This is a genomic window from Enterobacter sp. CP102 (assembly GCF_025152625.1).
GTDB classification, from domain to species: Bacteria; Pseudomonadota; Gammaproteobacteria; order Enterobacterales; family Enterobacteriaceae; genus Enterobacter; species Enterobacter soli.
Window position 1 is genome coordinate 2,268,729 of the sequence record NZ_CP104014.1, and the last position, 14,953, is coordinate 2,283,681.

13 protein-coding genes are annotated in these 14,953 nt (G+C 51.9%); 10 read left to right on the plus strand and 3 right to left on the minus strand.

The window, feature by feature from the left end:
- The first annotated feature begins 2 nt into the window (after positions 1 to 2).
- Positions 3 to 1,511 carry a carboxylesterase/lipase family protein gene (locus tag N1249_RS10690; RefSeq protein WP_259837624.1) on the plus strand — a complete coding sequence of 503 codons (1,509 nt, stop codon included), beginning with the start codon at positions 3 to 5 and terminating at the stop codon, positions 1,509 to 1,511.
- On the opposite strand, the gene N1249_RS10695 is transcribed toward N1249_RS10690, so the two are convergent.
- On the minus strand, positions 1,498 to 2,340 hold the full coding sequence (locus N1249_RS10695) for a LysR family transcriptional regulator (protein ID WP_217188583.1): 843 nt from the start codon (positions 2,338 to 2,340) through the stop codon (positions 1,498 to 1,500). The two genes, N1249_RS10690 and N1249_RS10695, sit on opposite strands and share 14 nt — an antisense overlap.
- A gap of 113 nt (positions 2,341 to 2,453) precedes the next feature.
- Between N1249_RS10695 and N1249_RS10700 the strand changes: the two genes are divergently transcribed.
- The 7 genes from N1249_RS10700 to rimL all read left to right on the plus strand — a co-directional run bounded on the left by N1249_RS10700 (position 2,454) and on the right by rimL (position 10,990).
- Complete coding sequence (locus N1249_RS10700) at positions 2,454 to 3,623, plus strand: pyridoxal phosphate-dependent aminotransferase (protein ID WP_259838077.1); 1,170 nt, start codon at positions 2,454 to 2,456, stop codon at positions 3,621 to 3,623.
- A gap of 10 nt (positions 3,624 to 3,633) precedes the next feature.
- Entirely contained in the window at positions 3,634 to 4,407 is a 774-nt protein-coding gene (locus N1249_RS10705) for an ABC transporter substrate-binding protein (RefSeq protein ID WP_182061057.1), read from the plus strand.
- Positions 4,408 to 4,691: 284 nt separating this feature from the next.
- Positions 4,692 to 6,347 (plus strand): glucan biosynthesis protein D, encoded by a 1,656-nt coding sequence (locus N1249_RS10710; protein WP_259837627.1) that lies wholly within the window; start codon positions 4,692 to 4,694, stop codon positions 6,345 to 6,347.
- Positions 6,348 to 6,462: 115 nt separating this feature from the next.
- Positions 6,463 to 8,445 carry an AAA family ATPase gene (locus tag N1249_RS10715; protein ID WP_259837629.1) on the plus strand — a complete coding sequence of 661 codons (1,983 nt, stop codon included), beginning with the start codon at positions 6,463 to 6,465 and terminating at the stop codon, positions 8,443 to 8,445.
- Positions 8,442 to 9,761 carry an McrC family protein gene (locus tag N1249_RS10720; RefSeq protein ID WP_259837631.1) on the plus strand — a complete coding sequence of 440 codons (1,320 nt, stop codon included), beginning with the start codon at positions 8,442 to 8,444 and terminating at the stop codon, positions 9,759 to 9,761. The genes N1249_RS10715 and N1249_RS10720 overlap by 4 nt, the downstream gene beginning before the upstream one ends.
- A 60-nt stretch (positions 9,762 to 9,821) precedes the next feature.
- On the plus strand, positions 9,822 to 10,439 hold the full coding sequence (locus N1249_RS10725) for a hypothetical protein (protein ID WP_259837633.1): 618 nt from the start codon (positions 9,822 to 9,824) through the stop codon (positions 10,437 to 10,439).
- 11 nt (positions 10,440 to 10,450) lie between these two features.
- Positions 10,451 to 10,990 carry a 50S ribosomal protein L7/L12-serine acetyltransferase gene (gene rimL, locus N1249_RS10730; protein WP_259837635.1) on the plus strand — a complete coding sequence of 180 codons (540 nt, stop codon included), beginning with the start codon at positions 10,451 to 10,453 and terminating at the stop codon, positions 10,988 to 10,990.
- Here the strand turns inward: rimL and ydcK are convergent.
- Complete coding sequence (gene ydcK / locus N1249_RS10735; RefSeq protein WP_259837637.1) at positions 10,985 to 11,965, minus strand: YdcK family protein; 981 nt, start codon at positions 11,963 to 11,965, stop codon at positions 10,985 to 10,987. The two genes, rimL and ydcK, sit on opposite strands and share 6 nt — an antisense overlap.
- Positions 11,966 to 12,087: 122 nt before the next feature.
- Between ydcK and tehA the strand changes: the two genes are divergently transcribed.
- Both tehA and tehB read left to right on the plus strand, forming a co-directional pair.
- Positions 12,088 to 13,092: a dicarboxylate transporter/tellurite-resistance protein TehA gene (gene tehA, locus N1249_RS10740; RefSeq protein WP_259837639.1), complete on the plus strand. Its 1,005-nt coding sequence runs from the start codon at positions 12,088 to 12,090 to the stop codon at positions 13,090 to 13,092.
- Complete coding sequence (tehB, locus tag N1249_RS10745; protein WP_259837641.1) at positions 13,089 to 13,682, plus strand: tellurite resistance methyltransferase TehB; 594 nt, start codon at positions 13,089 to 13,091, stop codon at positions 13,680 to 13,682. Before tehA ends, tehB begins: the two co-directional genes overlap by 4 nt.
- On the opposite strand, the gene pepT is transcribed toward tehB, so the two are convergent.
- On the minus strand, positions 13,679 to 14,908 hold the full coding sequence (pepT, locus tag N1249_RS10750) for a peptidase T (protein ID WP_259837644.1): 1,230 nt from the start codon (positions 14,906 to 14,908) through the stop codon (positions 13,679 to 13,681). The genes tehB and pepT overlap by 4 nt on opposite strands.
- Positions 14,909 to 14,953 lie beyond the last annotated feature (45 nt).

Below are 14,953 nucleotides of genomic sequence, written 5' to 3' on the forward strand. Positions count from 1 at the left end.
GTATGCAAAATCCCTCCGCCCCTGTGGTTGAAACGCGCCAGGGCGCACTCGCTGGTTTTACCGATGATGATGTACACGTGTGGAGCGGAATTCCTTACGCCGCTCCGCCTGTGGGCGCGTGGCGCTGGCGTTCCCCACAACCGCCCGCAGCCTGGGAAGGGCTGCGCTCTGCTACGGCGTTTTCGGCATCAAGCTGGCAAAACAGCGAGTATTGTCAGGAGCTGGGTGGTGGCGATCCGGGTCAGTTCTCCGAAGATTGTCTCTATCTTAATGTCTGGTCGCCGGTTGCGCGTACCAGACCGCTGCCGGTGATGGTCTGGCTGCATGGCGGTGGTTTTACCATTGGCGCAGGCGGGCTTCCGCCCTATAACGGTAAAGCGCTGGCCAGGCGTGATGTGGTGGTGGTGACCCTCAATTATCGCCTTGGGCATCTGGGTTTCTTCGCCCATCCGGCCCTTGCCGGGGAAGAGGAACAGGTTGTGCACAATTTTGCCCTGCTGGATCAGATTGCCGCTCTGAACTGGGTGCGGGACAACATTGCGGCTTTTGGCGGCGATCCGAATTCGATAACCCTGTTTGGCGAATCTGCCGGCGCGCGTAGCGTGCTGTCGCTGCTGGCCTCTCCGCTGGCTGGCGGGCTTTTCCATAAAGCGATTGTGCAGAGCGGCTACACCTTACCGGACACGCCGCGCGCGCAGGCGCTGCAAAAAGGCGAAGCTCTGGCGGCCCATTTCGGTTTTGAAAATGCGACGGCGGAACAGCTGCGCGCCATTCCCCCCGAAGCGTTCTGGCCGCTGACCTCGCCGCTGAATATCGCCCCGGCGCCTGTTGTGGGCGATTGTGTGCTTCCGGAAGCAATGCTCGATGTGTTCTTTGCCGCTCGTCAGCATCCGGTTCCGGTGATGATTGGCTCAAACAGCGATGAAGCAAGCGTCATGGCGGTGTTTGGCGTCGACCTTGCCGGGCAAATTCAGAAGCTGCGCCGTGAACGCCGGTTTGGTCTGGGATTAATAAAACTGCTGTATCCGGGCGTCAAAGGGGACGAGGAGCTGGGCAGACAGGTCTGCCGTGATATGGCATTTACCACCATGGGGTTTGTGGTGATGCAGGCGCAGCAGCGTGTAGGTGCTCCGTGCTGGCGGTACTGGTTTGACTACGTTGCCGAAGCGGAACACGGCACCTATATCAACGGTGCCTGGCATGGTAACGAAGTGCCTTACGTGTTCGACACGCTGGGGCAGGTCGAGCCATCCCGACACTATGTTAACTCCCGCGATATGCAGTTTTCTGCTCAGGTAGCTGACTACTGGGTGAATTTCGCTCACCATGCAAGCAGCAGCCGGGACACGCTCCAGGGGCCGATCCACTGGCCTGCCTGCCGTAAAGGACGGGATGTGTTGTTACGGATTGGAGTGAATAAACATGCAGAATTCAGGCTTGAAAACCGCTTTATGCGTGCCCGCATGAGCCTCTTCAAACGGGTCATGAAGCACCACGTCAGTCTTGACTGAGCAGGCATGAGCGAAACGCGGCGAGTCCGTTATCCTGGCTATGCGATTCGCGTAACACCAGCCGATAGCTCGCACCGGTTTTAATACTCGTCTCAAAAGGCCGCGTCAGCCGTCCGGCGCGGATATCCTCTTCCACCAGCGTTTCATCCGCAATGGCGATCCCAAGCCCCTGAATGGCCGCAGTGATAGCCAAATCCATCGTATCGAAGTGTTGATTTTTGAGCATGGCTTTGGGGGACAGCGCCTGTTTTGCCAGCCACAGCGACCAGTCTGTTTTGTCGCGAGTGGGGTGCAGGAAGGTTAACGACTCTAGCTCTGCGCCCGCGCGTAATGGGCTGAGAACCGGCGTCAGCGCTTCTTCAAACAGCAGATCGCCTGCGCTCATGTGTGTGCCGAAAACAATGGCAGCATCGTAGGATTCGGTTTTGAAATTGACATTGTGATCGGTGGTGGTGGTGAGCGCGATTTGCAGTTCGGGCTGCTCGCGCTCGACCTGTAACAAACGCGGGATCAGCCAGCGCATTGCGCAGGTTGGCGCTTTCAGCCGCACCACGGTTTGCTGTGCGCGTGCCTGCTCAGCGACGGTCAGCAGATGCTCAAAGGCGGATTGCAGCTCGGGAAGCAGGGCGCTGCCCTGGGGGGAAAGCCGCAACCCGCGGGCGTGACGCTCAAAAAGCGGAAAGCCGAACCATGCCTCAAGTGACGCAATTTTACGGCTTACCGCACCCTGGGTCAGGCAGAGTTCTTTTGCCGCATGGGTAAGATTCAGATGACGTGCCGTTTTTAAAAATGCGTCAACGGCATTAAGCGGGAAGGAACGGCGCGACATAAACCACCTCAGGTATGCATTTTTCTCATGGCTATTATGACAACAATTCGTTTGTCGCCACAACCGACTTATTGTTTGAATAGTTATGCAATCTTTATGAGAAGGGAAAGATGATGACTTTGAGAACTCCGGTGCAAACCCGGTCCAAACTGCCCGATGTTGGCACCACGATTTTTACCGTTATTGGCCAGCTATCTGCACAACATAACGCCATCAACCTTTCTCAGGGCGCACCGAATTTTTCCTGTGACCCTAAACTGGTCGCCGGTGTCACCCGTGCCATGGAAGCCGGCCATAACCAGTATGCGGCGATGACCGGCCTTCAGACGCTGAAAGAGCGGATTGCCGAAAAAATCGCCACGCTTTACGGCACGCAATATGATCCCGGCAGCGAAGTGCTGGTCACGGCCAGCGCCAGCGAAGGGCTCTATTCGGCGATAAGCGGCCTGGTGCATCCGGGAGATGAGGTTATCTACTTTGAGCCGTCGTTTGATAGCTACGCGCCTATCGTACGTTTGCAGGGCGCGACCCCTGTTGCCATCAAACTGACGGTACCTGATTTTGCCGTGAACTGGGATGAAGTGCGTGCTGCCATCACCCCGAAAACGCGGATGATCATCGTTAACACCCCGCATAATCCGAGCGGGCAGGTCTTCTCTGCAAACGACCTGCAACAGCTGGCGGCGGTCACACGTAATACCGATATCATTATTTTGTCTGACGAAGTGTACGAACACGTCGTCTTTGATGGCGAACCGCATCACGGCATGGCCACACACCCGCAGCTGGCGGAGCGTAGCGTCATTATCTCATCCTTCGGAAAAACCTATCACGTCACCGGATGGCGCGTCGGTTACTGTGTTGCACCGGCGATGCTGATGGAAGAGATCTGCAAGGTCCATCAATTTTTAATGTTTTCTGCCGATACCCCAATGCAGCACGCGTTTGCAGAACACATGACCGATCCGCAAACCTGGCTATCGCTGGCCGCGTTTTATCAGCGCAAACGCGACCTGCTGCAATCGCTGCTTGCAGAATCACCGTTCCGCTTGCTGCCAAGCGCCGGTTCATTCTTCCTGCTGGCCGATTACAGCCATTTTAGTGATGAAAGCGACAGTGACATGGTGAAGCGGTTGATTACCGAGTGCGGTGTTGCAACCATTCCGCTGTCGGCGTTTTATGCTGATGGCACAGATAATAAATTGATCCGTCTCTCTTTTGCGAAAGATGAGGCAACGTTACGGGCAGGTGCCCAGGCCCTGTGTCGGGTTAAACCACGCTAAGGAGTTTTACATGAAATTACGCGCGTTAGTTGTCGGCATGGGATTGCTGTGTACGTTCTCTTCTTTTGCCGCCACAGAGTTGCGTTACGGGCTGGAAGCAGAGTATCCGCCGTTTGAAAGCCGCAATGCTTCAGGCGAACTGGAAGGGTTTGACGTTGAGCTGGGTAATGCCATCTGTAAAGCGGCAGCGCTGAAATGTACCTGGGTTGAAACTTCGTTTGATGCGTTGATCCCGGGCCTGGTGGCGAAGAAATTTGATGCTATCAACTCTGCGATGAACATCACCGAACAACGCCGCAAGAGCATTGATTTTACACAGCCGATTTACCGCATTCCGTCACAGCTGGTGGGAAAAGCGGGCACGGCGGTAGAAGCTACGCCTGAAGGGCTGAAAGGTAAAACCATCGGGGTGTTGCAGGGTTCTATCCAGGAAACCTACGCCAAAGAGCACTGGGAAAAGCAGGGTGTCACCGTGGTGTCTTATAAAGATCAGAACATGGCCTGGGGAGACTTGCTGAACGGCCGTATCGATGCCTCGTTAGTCATGTCAGCGGCCGGGCAGGCAGGTTTCCTGAGCAAGCCCCAGGGGAAAGGGTTTGGCTTTATCGGCAAACCGGTGTCTGACGACACTATTCTGGGCAGTGGTATCGGTTTTGGATTGCGTAAGGGGGATGAGGCCACCCAGAAGCAGCTTAATGCCGCGATTGATAAAGTACGTGCCGATGGCACGATCGCTAAACTCGCTGATAAGTACTTCCCGGGTATCGATGTCAGCGTAAAATAACCGCCTCGCTTTGCCCCGGCTGTCGATGTCCTGCCGGGGCATTTTTCTTCCTGCCACTCTTTAACCCCTCAGACCAGCCGCCTTGTGTGTCCAGTGACGTTACCTTTCTTTACGCCTTTTTCGGGCTGTTCTGGTCGACAGAAAATATTTCTCACTTTGCTCATATAATCACCCGGCAACAATTGGATTCTTAACCGTTTTTGTTTAGGCTGTGCGTTCTTTCTTGCCGTCATTTCGCCGAGCGCGAAACACATTCACACGACCATAAGGACGTTTTTCCAGGCATGAATCGCAGACGTTTTTTAAAAGGTTCGCTGGCAATGGCTGCCCTGAGCGGCACATCAGGCCTTGCTTCACTGTTTTCTAAGGCGGCATTCGCTGCTGACTCTGACATTGCTGATGGTCAGAGCCGACGTTTTGACTACTCCGTACTGCAATCCATGGCGCATGACCTGGCAAAAAACCCGTGGGGGGGAGCACCGCGTCCGCTGCCGGAAACGCTGGCGACCATGACTCCGCAGGCCTACAACGCCATTCGCTACGATGAAAAGCAGTCGCTGTGGAATAACATTGAAGGCCGTCAGCTCGACGTGCAGTTCTTCCATATGGGGATGGGTTTCCGCCGCCGTGTGCGCATGTTCTCGCTGGATCCGTCCACTTCTCAGGCGCGTGAGATCCACTTCCGCCCGGAACTGTTTAGCTACAACGAGACGGACGTCGACACCAAACAGCTGCAAGGGCAGAGCGATCTCGGTTTTGCGGGCTTCCGCGCGTTTAAAGCACCAGAGCTGGCACGCCGCGATATCGTTTCGTTCCTCGGCGCGAGCTATTTCCGCGCGGTTGACGACACCTATCAGTACGGTCTTTCTGCCCGTGGTCTGGCGGTGGATACCTTTACGGATACGCCGGAAGAGTTCCCGGATTTCACCTCGTTCTGGTTTGAAACCGTCAAGCCTGGCGATACCACCTTTACCGTCTATACGTTGCTGGACAGCCCAAGCGTTACCGGTGCCTACAAGTTTGTGATCCACTGCGAGAAAAGCCAGGTGATCATGGACGTCGAAAATCACCTCTATGCGCGTAAAGACATCAAACAGCTTGGCATCGCCCCGATGACCAGTATGTTCAGCTGCGGGAATAACGAACGTCGCATGTGTGACACCATTCACCCGCAAATCCATGACTCCGACCGTCTGGCGATGTGGCGGGGCAATGGCGAATGGATCTGCCGTCCGCTGAATAACCCGCAGAAATTGCAGTTCAATGCCTACATGGATAAAAACCCGAAAGGGTTCGGCTTGCTCCAGCTTGATCGCGATTTCTCGCACTATCAGGACATCATGGGCTGGTATAACAAACGCCCGAGCCTGTGGGTAGAGCCGCGTAACAACTGGGGTAAGGGCGCGGTTGGCCTGATGGAGATCCCGACAACCGGTGAAACACTGGATAACGTGGTCTGCTTCTGGCAGCCCGAAAAACCAGTAGAAGCGGGCGATGAGCTGGACTTCAAATATCGCCTGTACTGGAGCGCACAGCCTCCGGTGCGCTCGCCGCTGGCCAACGTCTTCGCGACCCGCACCGGTATGGGTGGGTTCCCTGAAGGCTGGGCACCGGGTGAAAACTACCCGAAAACCTGGGCGCGTCGCTTTGCCATTGATTTTGTCGGTGGTGATTTGAAAGCCGCGGCGCCGAAGGGGATTGAGCCTGTGATTACGCTTTCAAACGGTGAAGCAAAGCAGATTGAGATCCTCTACGTTGAGCCGTTCGATGGCTATCGCATCCTGTTTGACTGGTATCCGACGTCTGACTCAACGGAGCCGGTGGATATGCGGATGTTCCTGCGTTGCCAGGGCGATGCCATCAGCGAAACCTGGCTCTACCAGTACTTCCCGCCAGCACCGGATAAACGTAATTACGTTGACGACCGGGTAATGCGCTAGTCGAGCTGAACTGCGCCCGGTAAGCGTAACGCTGCCGGGCGATTAACAGTCTTAAATCATGATTTTGTATATGTTCGCATTTGTGCTGCTTTTTCATCAAGGAGTGGTGTAGGAAATGCTGAATTCGCTCCAGATATACCATGCGTTGAATGAACTGGGTTACCGGCTTGAGGATGGAAAATTCGAGCCAAGCTATGCATCCGAGCATCCGCTCGGGAATGGAAAGTATCTGTATGTCAAACGCAGTCGGGACAGCGTTGTTAACAAGAGCCCATTGGTTCTTGCACCAGACACCCTTGCCTTAAAAACGGAAATTGATCGCCTTGAGGGTATCCACTGCCTTTGGGAAAAAGTAAAAAGCACCAGCTACCGCCGTTACCCGAAAGATAATGGTACGTCCCAGTATGGTTATGCGGCTGATGTTGAATCAGTCGAAGCGCTACAGGCTCTGGTGGTTTTGTTGGGAGGTCAACCCTCTTCGAACGCCCAACCTGGACTAAAAAGAGACAACGAAAACAAGGAGCAATCGTTAATGTATCCCTTAAACCAGATTCTCTTTGGACCACCAGGCACAGGTAAAACCTACACGACGACCGAAATGGCAGTCAAAATTGCGGATAATGCGTGGTATCAACAGGCTACGCGGGAACATCATGGCAGTGAGTTACGGGCGTTGGTAAAAGAACGCTATAAGGCGTTGGTAGAAAAGCAGCGCATTATGTTTACCACTTTCCATCAGAGTTTCTCGTATGAGGACTTTATCGAGGGCATTCGTGCGACGACTGATGAAAGCTCGGGTACGCTTCGCTATGAAGTTATGGATGGTATTTTTAAACAGCTGTGCCTGAATGCTGAAGTTAAAACGAGTGGTAGTTCAATCCAGTCATTGTCTTTGAATGGGAGACGGATTTGGAAAATGTCTCTTGGAAATACGCTTGACGGTGAAGATTATATTTTCGATGAGTGCCTTGCGAACAATTATATTCTTTTGGGGTGGGGCGATAATCTTGATTTTAGTGGCTGCGCGACGCCTGCGGATGTCCGATTACGCATAGACGAATCGAATGAAGGCCAGGTTGAGAGAAGTGAATACATGTTGACTGCGGTCAATATGTTTAAAAACATCATGCGCAATGGTGATCTGGTTATTATTTCTGATGGTAATCATAAGTTCAGGGCCATTGCCGAGATCGCCGGGGATTATCAATATCTGCCGAATGATGAACGCGTTGGCTTTCATCAAATGCGTAAGGTCAACTGGTTACGAACCTATTCACCGAGCTTACCGAAAGAGCAACTTTTTTTAAAATCTCTTTCACAGATGACGTTATATGAATTGAGGGATACTTCAATTGATAGGGCGAAATTGTCTCAGCTATTGGCCCCGGTTGAAACAAGTGATAATCAAGCATTGCCGCACGTGCTCATTATCGATGAGATAAACAGGGGGAATATTGCCCGTATCTTTGGTGAATTGATTACTCTGTTGGAATCCGATAAACGATCGGGAGCCGAAGATGCCCGCTCCTTAGTCCTGCCTTATTCTAAACAGCTGTTTTCGGTGCCCGGGAATGTTTATGTCATTGGGACGATGAATACTGCGGATAAATCCCTGATACAAATGGACCTGGCGCTAAGACGACGCTTTAGCTTTACCGAAATGCCTGCGCGACCGGAACTGTTAGCTGGGGTCACTGCGTTTGGCGTTGATGTCGAAACGTTGTTAACGCGCATTAATCAGCGTATCGAAGCGTTGCTGGACAGTGAGCATATGATTGGCCACGCTTACTTCATGCCACTAAAAAAATTAGAAAGTAACGCCGACCGCGAAGCCTGTCTTGCCAGCATCTTCCAGGACAAAATCATTCCATTGCTGAGAGAGTATTTCTTTGATGATTATGAGCGTATCGGTTGGGTGCTTAATGATTCTGTGAAAGCGAAAGAAAACCGTTTTATCCTGTTGCAACAGTCAGCACAATTACCGTCATTTTCTGCGTTATTCCCAAAAGATATTGCAGATAGTTTGTCTGACAGGCGTTTTCGTATCAATGAAGATGCTTTCGTGTCGGCAGAAGCTTATCAGGGTATTGTGGCATGATGATTCAGGTCCGGGAATATGCTCTGCTTACCAGTGATAACGTTCAACCTGCCAGCATGGATTTGGGAATTGTCTCTGAAGCAACATTTTCCTGGCTTGAGCAATTGCAACAACAGTGGAGTGGAACCTCTCAAATTCTCAGCCGGGAAGGGCGGCGATTTTTGCGTTTGGGAAGTTATGTTGGTTATCTGCAATCCCCGACTGGCGAGTCAATTGAAATTCTGCCAAAAACCACTCTTGACGTTCCAGTTGAGATAGTCCCACTGCGTCAGCTTTTACGCCGAATGCTAAGCGCCTCTACCGGAATTACACCTCGTGAGGCGAGCCAGGCGGTATTACAACGCAGTGACCAACCTCTTCATGAATGGATAATCAGTGAGTTCCTGCGACATCTTGCTGATTTAGTTCGTAAAGGACTGCGTTTTGATTATCACCTCATTGAGGATGAACATAGTGCGTTCATCCGTGGTCAATTGGATGTCACTGCGCAAATGAGAATGCCTCCGGGCCGAGGCACTCATTTCCATGTGCGCTATGCCGAATTCTCCCCTCAGCGTATTGAAAACCGTCTGCTACGGACTGCTTTAGACTGGACTCTCAAAATGACCAGACAAGGGCAGAGCTGGAGGCAGGCAAATTCACTTAGCCACCAACTGGATGGCATAGTGCCGATCTCCGGCAGTACAACACAATCAATGAGGCAGTGGAGTGACGGTAAATATCTCTTTGGCTATCGCGCCATAAAACCCTGGTGCCAGCTTATTCTTGAACAGATGAATCCAGATTTTCAATATGGCTCGCATCAGGGAATTTCTTTGTTGTTCCCTATGGAGAAGTTATATGAGGGCTGGGTTGGATACGGTCTGGCTGGAGCGTTACATCACGATTACCAGCTTATTGAGCAGACGAAGAGCCAGTACCTGTTAGAACATGTTCCTGCTGGCGAAAAGTCATCTCAACGATGGTTCATGCTTAAACCTGACTTTCTTATCACCGGCAGGCAGACGGTGGTGATGGATGCCAAATGGAAACTATTAGATAGCAGAGCTGATGATAGTCTGAGGAAGTATGAAATCAGTCAACCGGACCTGTATCAGATGTTCGCCTATGGGCAAAAGTATCTTCATGGGAAAGGCAATATGATGCTGATTTATCCGCGTCATCAGTACTTTGCTACGCCATTGCCGGTGTTCCGTTTCGATGAAGATTTATCTCTATGGTGTGTGCCCTTTGACCTTGAATCAGGTGGTTTGGTAAAAGGCGAATGGCAGGATTCGTTCCGTTGCTTCCCTGAAGATAAGTCTGAAGTCGTTTAAGATGAGCAACAAAACAGCCACGCATTTCACGAATATTAAAACGGTGAGGGAGACATAACCATGGCTTATAAAGATTTCTATCATTTAATGTTGGAGTATTTTTCCCAACCCGTCGAGCTGTTCACTGGATCAAGGAATGTCCCTTTCACACTCTACACTGAAGAGCAAAAGCTGTTTGTCCGAAATGGAAAAGATAATACCAGCCGTATCGATCCGAAAGAAGTTGCAGCATTTGTGGAGCGCTTTGAAGAAACTGAAAGTTTGTTAGCGAAAGACTATCAGGATGTGACGTTCAAAGCCTCCTATCTACTGGCTGCAATGAAATATATTACTGAACGTAATGCCTCCGTTGTACGATTTCACAGTGAAGAACTTTTGCACAGCGAAGTGCAATATAAAAACTGGCTGGATGCCAACCCTGAAGGCTATGTTTTAAATCTGCTTAAAAGAAGTGAAGTAAGCGATAAACTGGATCCTGAAAACTCAACTTGTCTGCATTCTGCCGATTGTTATTCAGTAAATAATGAACGTAGTTACACTCACCCTGAGCCGTTCACGGGTAATGACTATTTTAAGATTTGCTCGGCAAATCTTTATGCACTTGAGCAAGAAGCCATCAGGATAACAAAGCTTAGCAAGGTGAAAAGGCATGATTGTTTGAAGAATAAAATGCGTTAACATGAGGTATTATGACATCTGAAATCATCCCCGTATCACAACACATCGAGCTTCGTGCTGTCGAAGAGCGCTACACCGCCGAGCTGCATAATCTCGTCATCAAAAATAAAGCCTTCCTGCAAACAGCTTTCGACTGGGCGCAGCACGTGGGGACTGAAGAGGACACCCGCCGTAACGTGCAGAGCAACCAGATGCTGCACGCACGTGGTTACGCCAAAATGTTTCTTATTTTTCAGGACGATATTCTGGTGGGCGTGCTGTCGTTTAATGCCATCGAGCCGGCCAACAAAACGGGCTACATCGGTTACTGGCTGGATGAACATCACCAGAAGCAGGGGATTATTTTCCGGGCGTTACAGGCGTTTATGCACTATTACGTTAGCCAGGGTGAAGTCCGTCGCTTTGTGCTCAAGTGCCGGGTAGACAATGCCAACAGCAATAAGGTTGCGGTGCGAAATGGCTTTACGCTTGAAGGCTGCCTTCGGGAGGCGGAATACCTGAACGGCCGCTTTGACGATGTAAACAGCTACGCCAGACTCTTTTCGCTATAGCGCGCCCAGCAGGGGTGTGCGGGTAATCCGCTGATTGCCGTTGATCACCTTTTCCCCGCGCAGATGGATGTTTTCCCCGGCAAAGGCTTCGATCACGGCGTCATCGGTAATCTCTATTCGATGCTCGATCAGCACATCTCCGCTGATGCGGGCACGTCCCTGGATAACCACTTTGTCGTCAATCATGATCGGCCCGCCCCGTAGCCAGGCCTGGCCGCCGATAAGCACATGATGTTTTATTACGCAGTTGCCTTCGATGACGGCATTTTCCGCCACCTGTGAGCTGTAACGCAGCGTGGGGATGGCATCGTCGTCTTTCCCGGCAATCAGGCGGGCATTGCCGTACACTTTTGCACAGTCGCACACCCAGACGTTATTCAGGTCATTGCCTTCCAGAATGGCGTTTTCAAACACCTCGGCGCGGTGCTCAATGAAGGCATAGTTTACCAGCGCGTCTCCGTAGATTTGTGCCTGATGAACCACCCGGGACTGGCTCACGGTGGCGTTGCCGTAAATCTGTAAAATCTGATCGTTGTCGGGGGTTAACCCTTTTGCCGCAATGACCTGGCTGTGATGAAGGACGCGGGCATTACCAAAAATGTGGCATTCGCCGCGAATATCAGAACGCTGTATGGTGACGTTGTCACTTATGCGGGCGCCATGGCTGATTTGCGCGCCATCCACCCAGCAGTCGCCGCCAATCCAGGCATTATGGCTTATCACACAGGGCTGGGTTATCCGCGCATTGCCGAGCACGCTGGCGCGGGCAAATACCACGCTGTTTTCGTCGTAGATCCAGCAGTTGCCTTCGTGGGCGAGCGCGCTCTCATCTTCGACCCATCCGCCTTTTGTCCCGCTGACGATATCGTTAAAATCAGTGGTCGCGATAATCTGCCGCAGGGGGGTTGTGGTTTTGCTCTCGCCGTTTTGCCAGTGCCAGAGGCGGATTTCGTCGCCAAGCCGATACTTTTTCATCGTAATATCCCTGATATGCGTCTTAACTAAACGTAGCAAAGTTTAGTCTTTTCGAAATGCTGGCGCTTACTGCTGAAACCTCATAAAATGGCATTTAAAATACATTTTATAATTTAAAATAAATGCGTAAAAGTTACACAGCTCAACAGGTCCTTAACTTACCCTCGGGTTACTTCGGTATGGTGCTGGGGACGATTGGTATGGGGTTTGCCTGGCGCTATGCCAGCACCCAGTGGCCAGTGACGCGCTGGCCGGGCGATATTCTGGTCGGGCTGGCGGTATGTATCTGGTTTTTGCTGACGCTGGCATTTATTACCCGCGCCATTCGTTTTCCGCACAGCGTACTGACGGAGATGCGTCACCCGGTGATGAGCAGTTTTGTGAGCCTGTTTCCGGCAACCACCATGCTGGTATCAATTGGTTTTGTTCCCTGGTTTCGCCCCATTTCGCTGGTGCTGTTCGGCGTCGGCGTGGTGATGCAGCTGAGCTACTCAGCCTGGCAGAGCGCCGGTTTATGGCGGGGTAAACACCCTGAAGAGGCTACAACGCCAGGACTCTACCTGCCGACGGTGGCCAACAATTTTATCAGCGCAATGGCCTGCGGTGCGCTTGGGTTTACCGATGCCGGTTTGGTGTTCCTGGGGGCGGGGGTGTTTTCATGGCTCAGCCTGGAGCCGGTTATCCTGCAACGTCTGCGCAGCGCCGGGGAGTTACCCTCCGCGCTGCGAACCTCACTCGGTATTCAGCTGGCCCCGGCGCTGGTGGCCTGTAGTGCCTGGTTTAGCGTGAACGGTGGGGAAGCCGATACCTTCGCTAAAATGCTGTTTGGCTACGGGCTGTTGCAACTGCTGTTTATGCTGCGCCTGATGCCGTGGTATTTGTCGCAGCCGTTTAATGCCTCTTTCTGGAGCTTCTCGTTCGGCGTTTCGGCGCTGGCGACCACCGGATTACATCTGGGGCAGAGCAGCCCGTCGGGCTTCTTCCACGCGATTGCTGTCCCGCTGTTTATTTTTACTAATATTATCATTGCGATGCTGTTGGTTCGTACGTTTATCTTGCTAATGCAGGGCAAACTTCTGGTGCGCACTGATAAAGCACTGCTTATGCTTCCTGAGGAAAAACAATGACTGTTGATGAGAACTACTTCACCGATAAATATGGTCTGACCCGCACGCACTCAGAAGTGCTGTACAGCGCAGATATCGTTAAGCCGGGTAAAACCCTGGATCTGGGCTGCGGAAATGGCCGTAACAGCCTTTATCTTGCTGCCAACGGCTACGATGTGACGGCGTGGGATAAAAACCCAATGAGCATCGACAATATCGAACGCATCAAAGCGGCGGAAGGGATCGTCAATTTGCAGGCGGCAATCAAAGACCTCAACAGCCTGAGCTTTGACGGCGAGTACGATTTTATTCTCTCAACCGTGGTGCTGATGTTCCTGGAAGCGAAAACCATCCCTGGTCTTATCGCCAATATGCAGCGCAGCACTAAACCGGGCGGTTATAACCTGATTGTTGCTGCCATGGATACCGCCGATTATCCGTGTACCGTTGGTTTCCCGTTCGCGTTCAAAAGCGGTGAACTGAGCAACTACTATGAAGGCTGGGAGTTGCTCAAATACAACGAAGAGGTGGGTGAACTGCACCGAACCGACGCCAACGGTAATCGCATCAAGCTGCGTTTTGCCACCATGCTGGCGCGTAAACCTGCTTAACGGGCAGCCAGCAGACAGATTTGCAGGGCTGTTTTGTAAGACGCCTCGAACGACGACAACGGTAAAAACTCAAACTTCGAGTGGAAGTTATGAGCGCCGGTGAAGAAGTTCGGGGTGAGCAGTCCTTTTGCAGAGAGCGCCGCGCCGTCTGTGCCCCCACGCATTGGTGTCGGTTTTGGCGTGATCCCGAGGGACTCCATCGCTTCAAACATCAGGTCAATGGCACGGCGGTCTTCGCCAATCGCATTGCTGATATTGCTGTAGGTATCCTCAATACGGTATTCCACTTTCGCGGTGGGGTGCTGTGCGGCAATCACTGCCACCACATCGGCAATCTGCTGCTTACGTGCGGCAAAGTTGTCTTTATCAAAATCGCGAATGTTAGCTTTAAGTACCGCCTCATTTTGCCCGGCCTGAATGCCGTTAAACCAGATATAGCCTTCACGGCCTTCGGTGCATTCCGGCGTTTGCTGACGGTCGAAATGGCTGATGAAGTCGGTGGCCATCAGTAACGGATTTACCAGCACGCCTTTGGCAGACATCGGATGCGCGGTGACGCCGGTAAAGCGGATTTCTGCCGCCGCGGCGTTGAAGTTCTCGTAAATAATTTCACCAATTTCACAGCAGTCGATGGTCCAGGCAAAGTCGACGTCGAAACGTTTAAGATCCAGCGCTTTGGCACCATTCAGACCGATCTCTTCATCCGGCACAAACGCCACCACGATATCGCCATGCTGATGTTCCGCTTTCAGATTTTCCAGCACCGTCATCACCACGGTGACCGCAGATTTATTATCTGCGCCTAATACACTGGTTCCATCGCTGAAAATAATCTCTTCATTGGGGTAAGACAGAATTTCCGGGTGCTCCTGGACACGTAACCAGATGTCTTTCTCTTTATTCAGACAGAGGTCTTCTCCGGTAAACGTTAATATTTGTGGATGAATATCCGGTGATAATCCCACGTCGACGGTGTCGATATGCGTAATAAAACCAATACGCGGCGCGCCTGCCACATTGCCTTTTTTTACCGCGGTGACGGTCGCGAACTCATCGATGACGATATCCTCTAAACCCAGCTGTGCCAGCTCTTTCGCCAGTTCACGCGCCATGTCGTGCTGCCCCTGTGTGGAGGGGAGCGTTTTGACTTTAGGGTCGCTTTGGCTGGTGATGGCGAGATAGCGGAAAAAACGATGGGTTAATTGTCTGGAGAGTTCTGAAGCCATAGTGATTCCTTCTTATTTTGTATTATCAGGTGTTTGCAATGTCAC

Bases quoted from the DNA above. Each gene is read 5' to 3' on its own strand.
- N1249_RS10690 (WP_259837624.1), top strand. From the start codon at position 3: ATGCAAAATCCCTCCGCCCCTGTGGTTGAAACGCGCCAGGGCGCACTC.
- N1249_RS10695 (WP_217188583.1), bottom strand. From the start codon at position 2,340: ATGTCGCGCCGTTCCTTCCCGCTTAATGCCGTTGACGCATTTTTAAAA.
- N1249_RS10700 (WP_259838077.1), top strand. From the start codon at position 2,454: ATGACTTTGAGAACTCCGGTGCAAACCCGGTCCAAACTGCCCGATGTT.
- N1249_RS10705 (WP_182061057.1), top strand. From the start codon at position 3,634: ATGAAATTACGCGCGTTAGTTGTCGGCATGGGATTGCTGTGTACGTTC.
- N1249_RS10710 (WP_259837627.1), top strand. From the start codon at position 4,692: ATGAATCGCAGACGTTTTTTAAAAGGTTCGCTGGCAATGGCTGCCCTG.
- N1249_RS10715 (WP_259837629.1), top strand. From the start codon at position 6,463: ATGCTGAATTCGCTCCAGATATACCATGCGTTGAATGAACTGGGTTAC.
- N1249_RS10720 (WP_259837631.1), top strand. From the start codon at position 8,442: ATGATGATTCAGGTCCGGGAATATGCTCTGCTTACCAGTGATAACGTT.
- N1249_RS10725 (WP_259837633.1), top strand. From the start codon at position 9,822: ATGGCTTATAAAGATTTCTATCATTTAATGTTGGAGTATTTTTCCCAA.
- rimL (WP_259837635.1), top strand. From the start codon at position 10,451: ATGACATCTGAAATCATCCCCGTATCACAACACATCGAGCTTCGTGCT.
- ydcK (WP_259837637.1), bottom strand. From the start codon at position 11,965: ATGAAAAAGTATCGGCTTGGCGACGAAATCCGCCTCTGGCACTGGCAA.
- tehA (WP_259837639.1), top strand. From the start codon at position 12,088: ATGCGTAAAAGTTACACAGCTCAACAGGTCCTTAACTTACCCTCGGGT.
- tehB (WP_259837641.1), top strand. From the start codon at position 13,089: ATGACTGTTGATGAGAACTACTTCACCGATAAATATGGTCTGACCCGC.
- pepT (WP_259837644.1), bottom strand. From the start codon at position 14,908: ATGGCTTCAGAACTCTCCAGACAATTAACCCATCGTTTTTTCCGCTAT.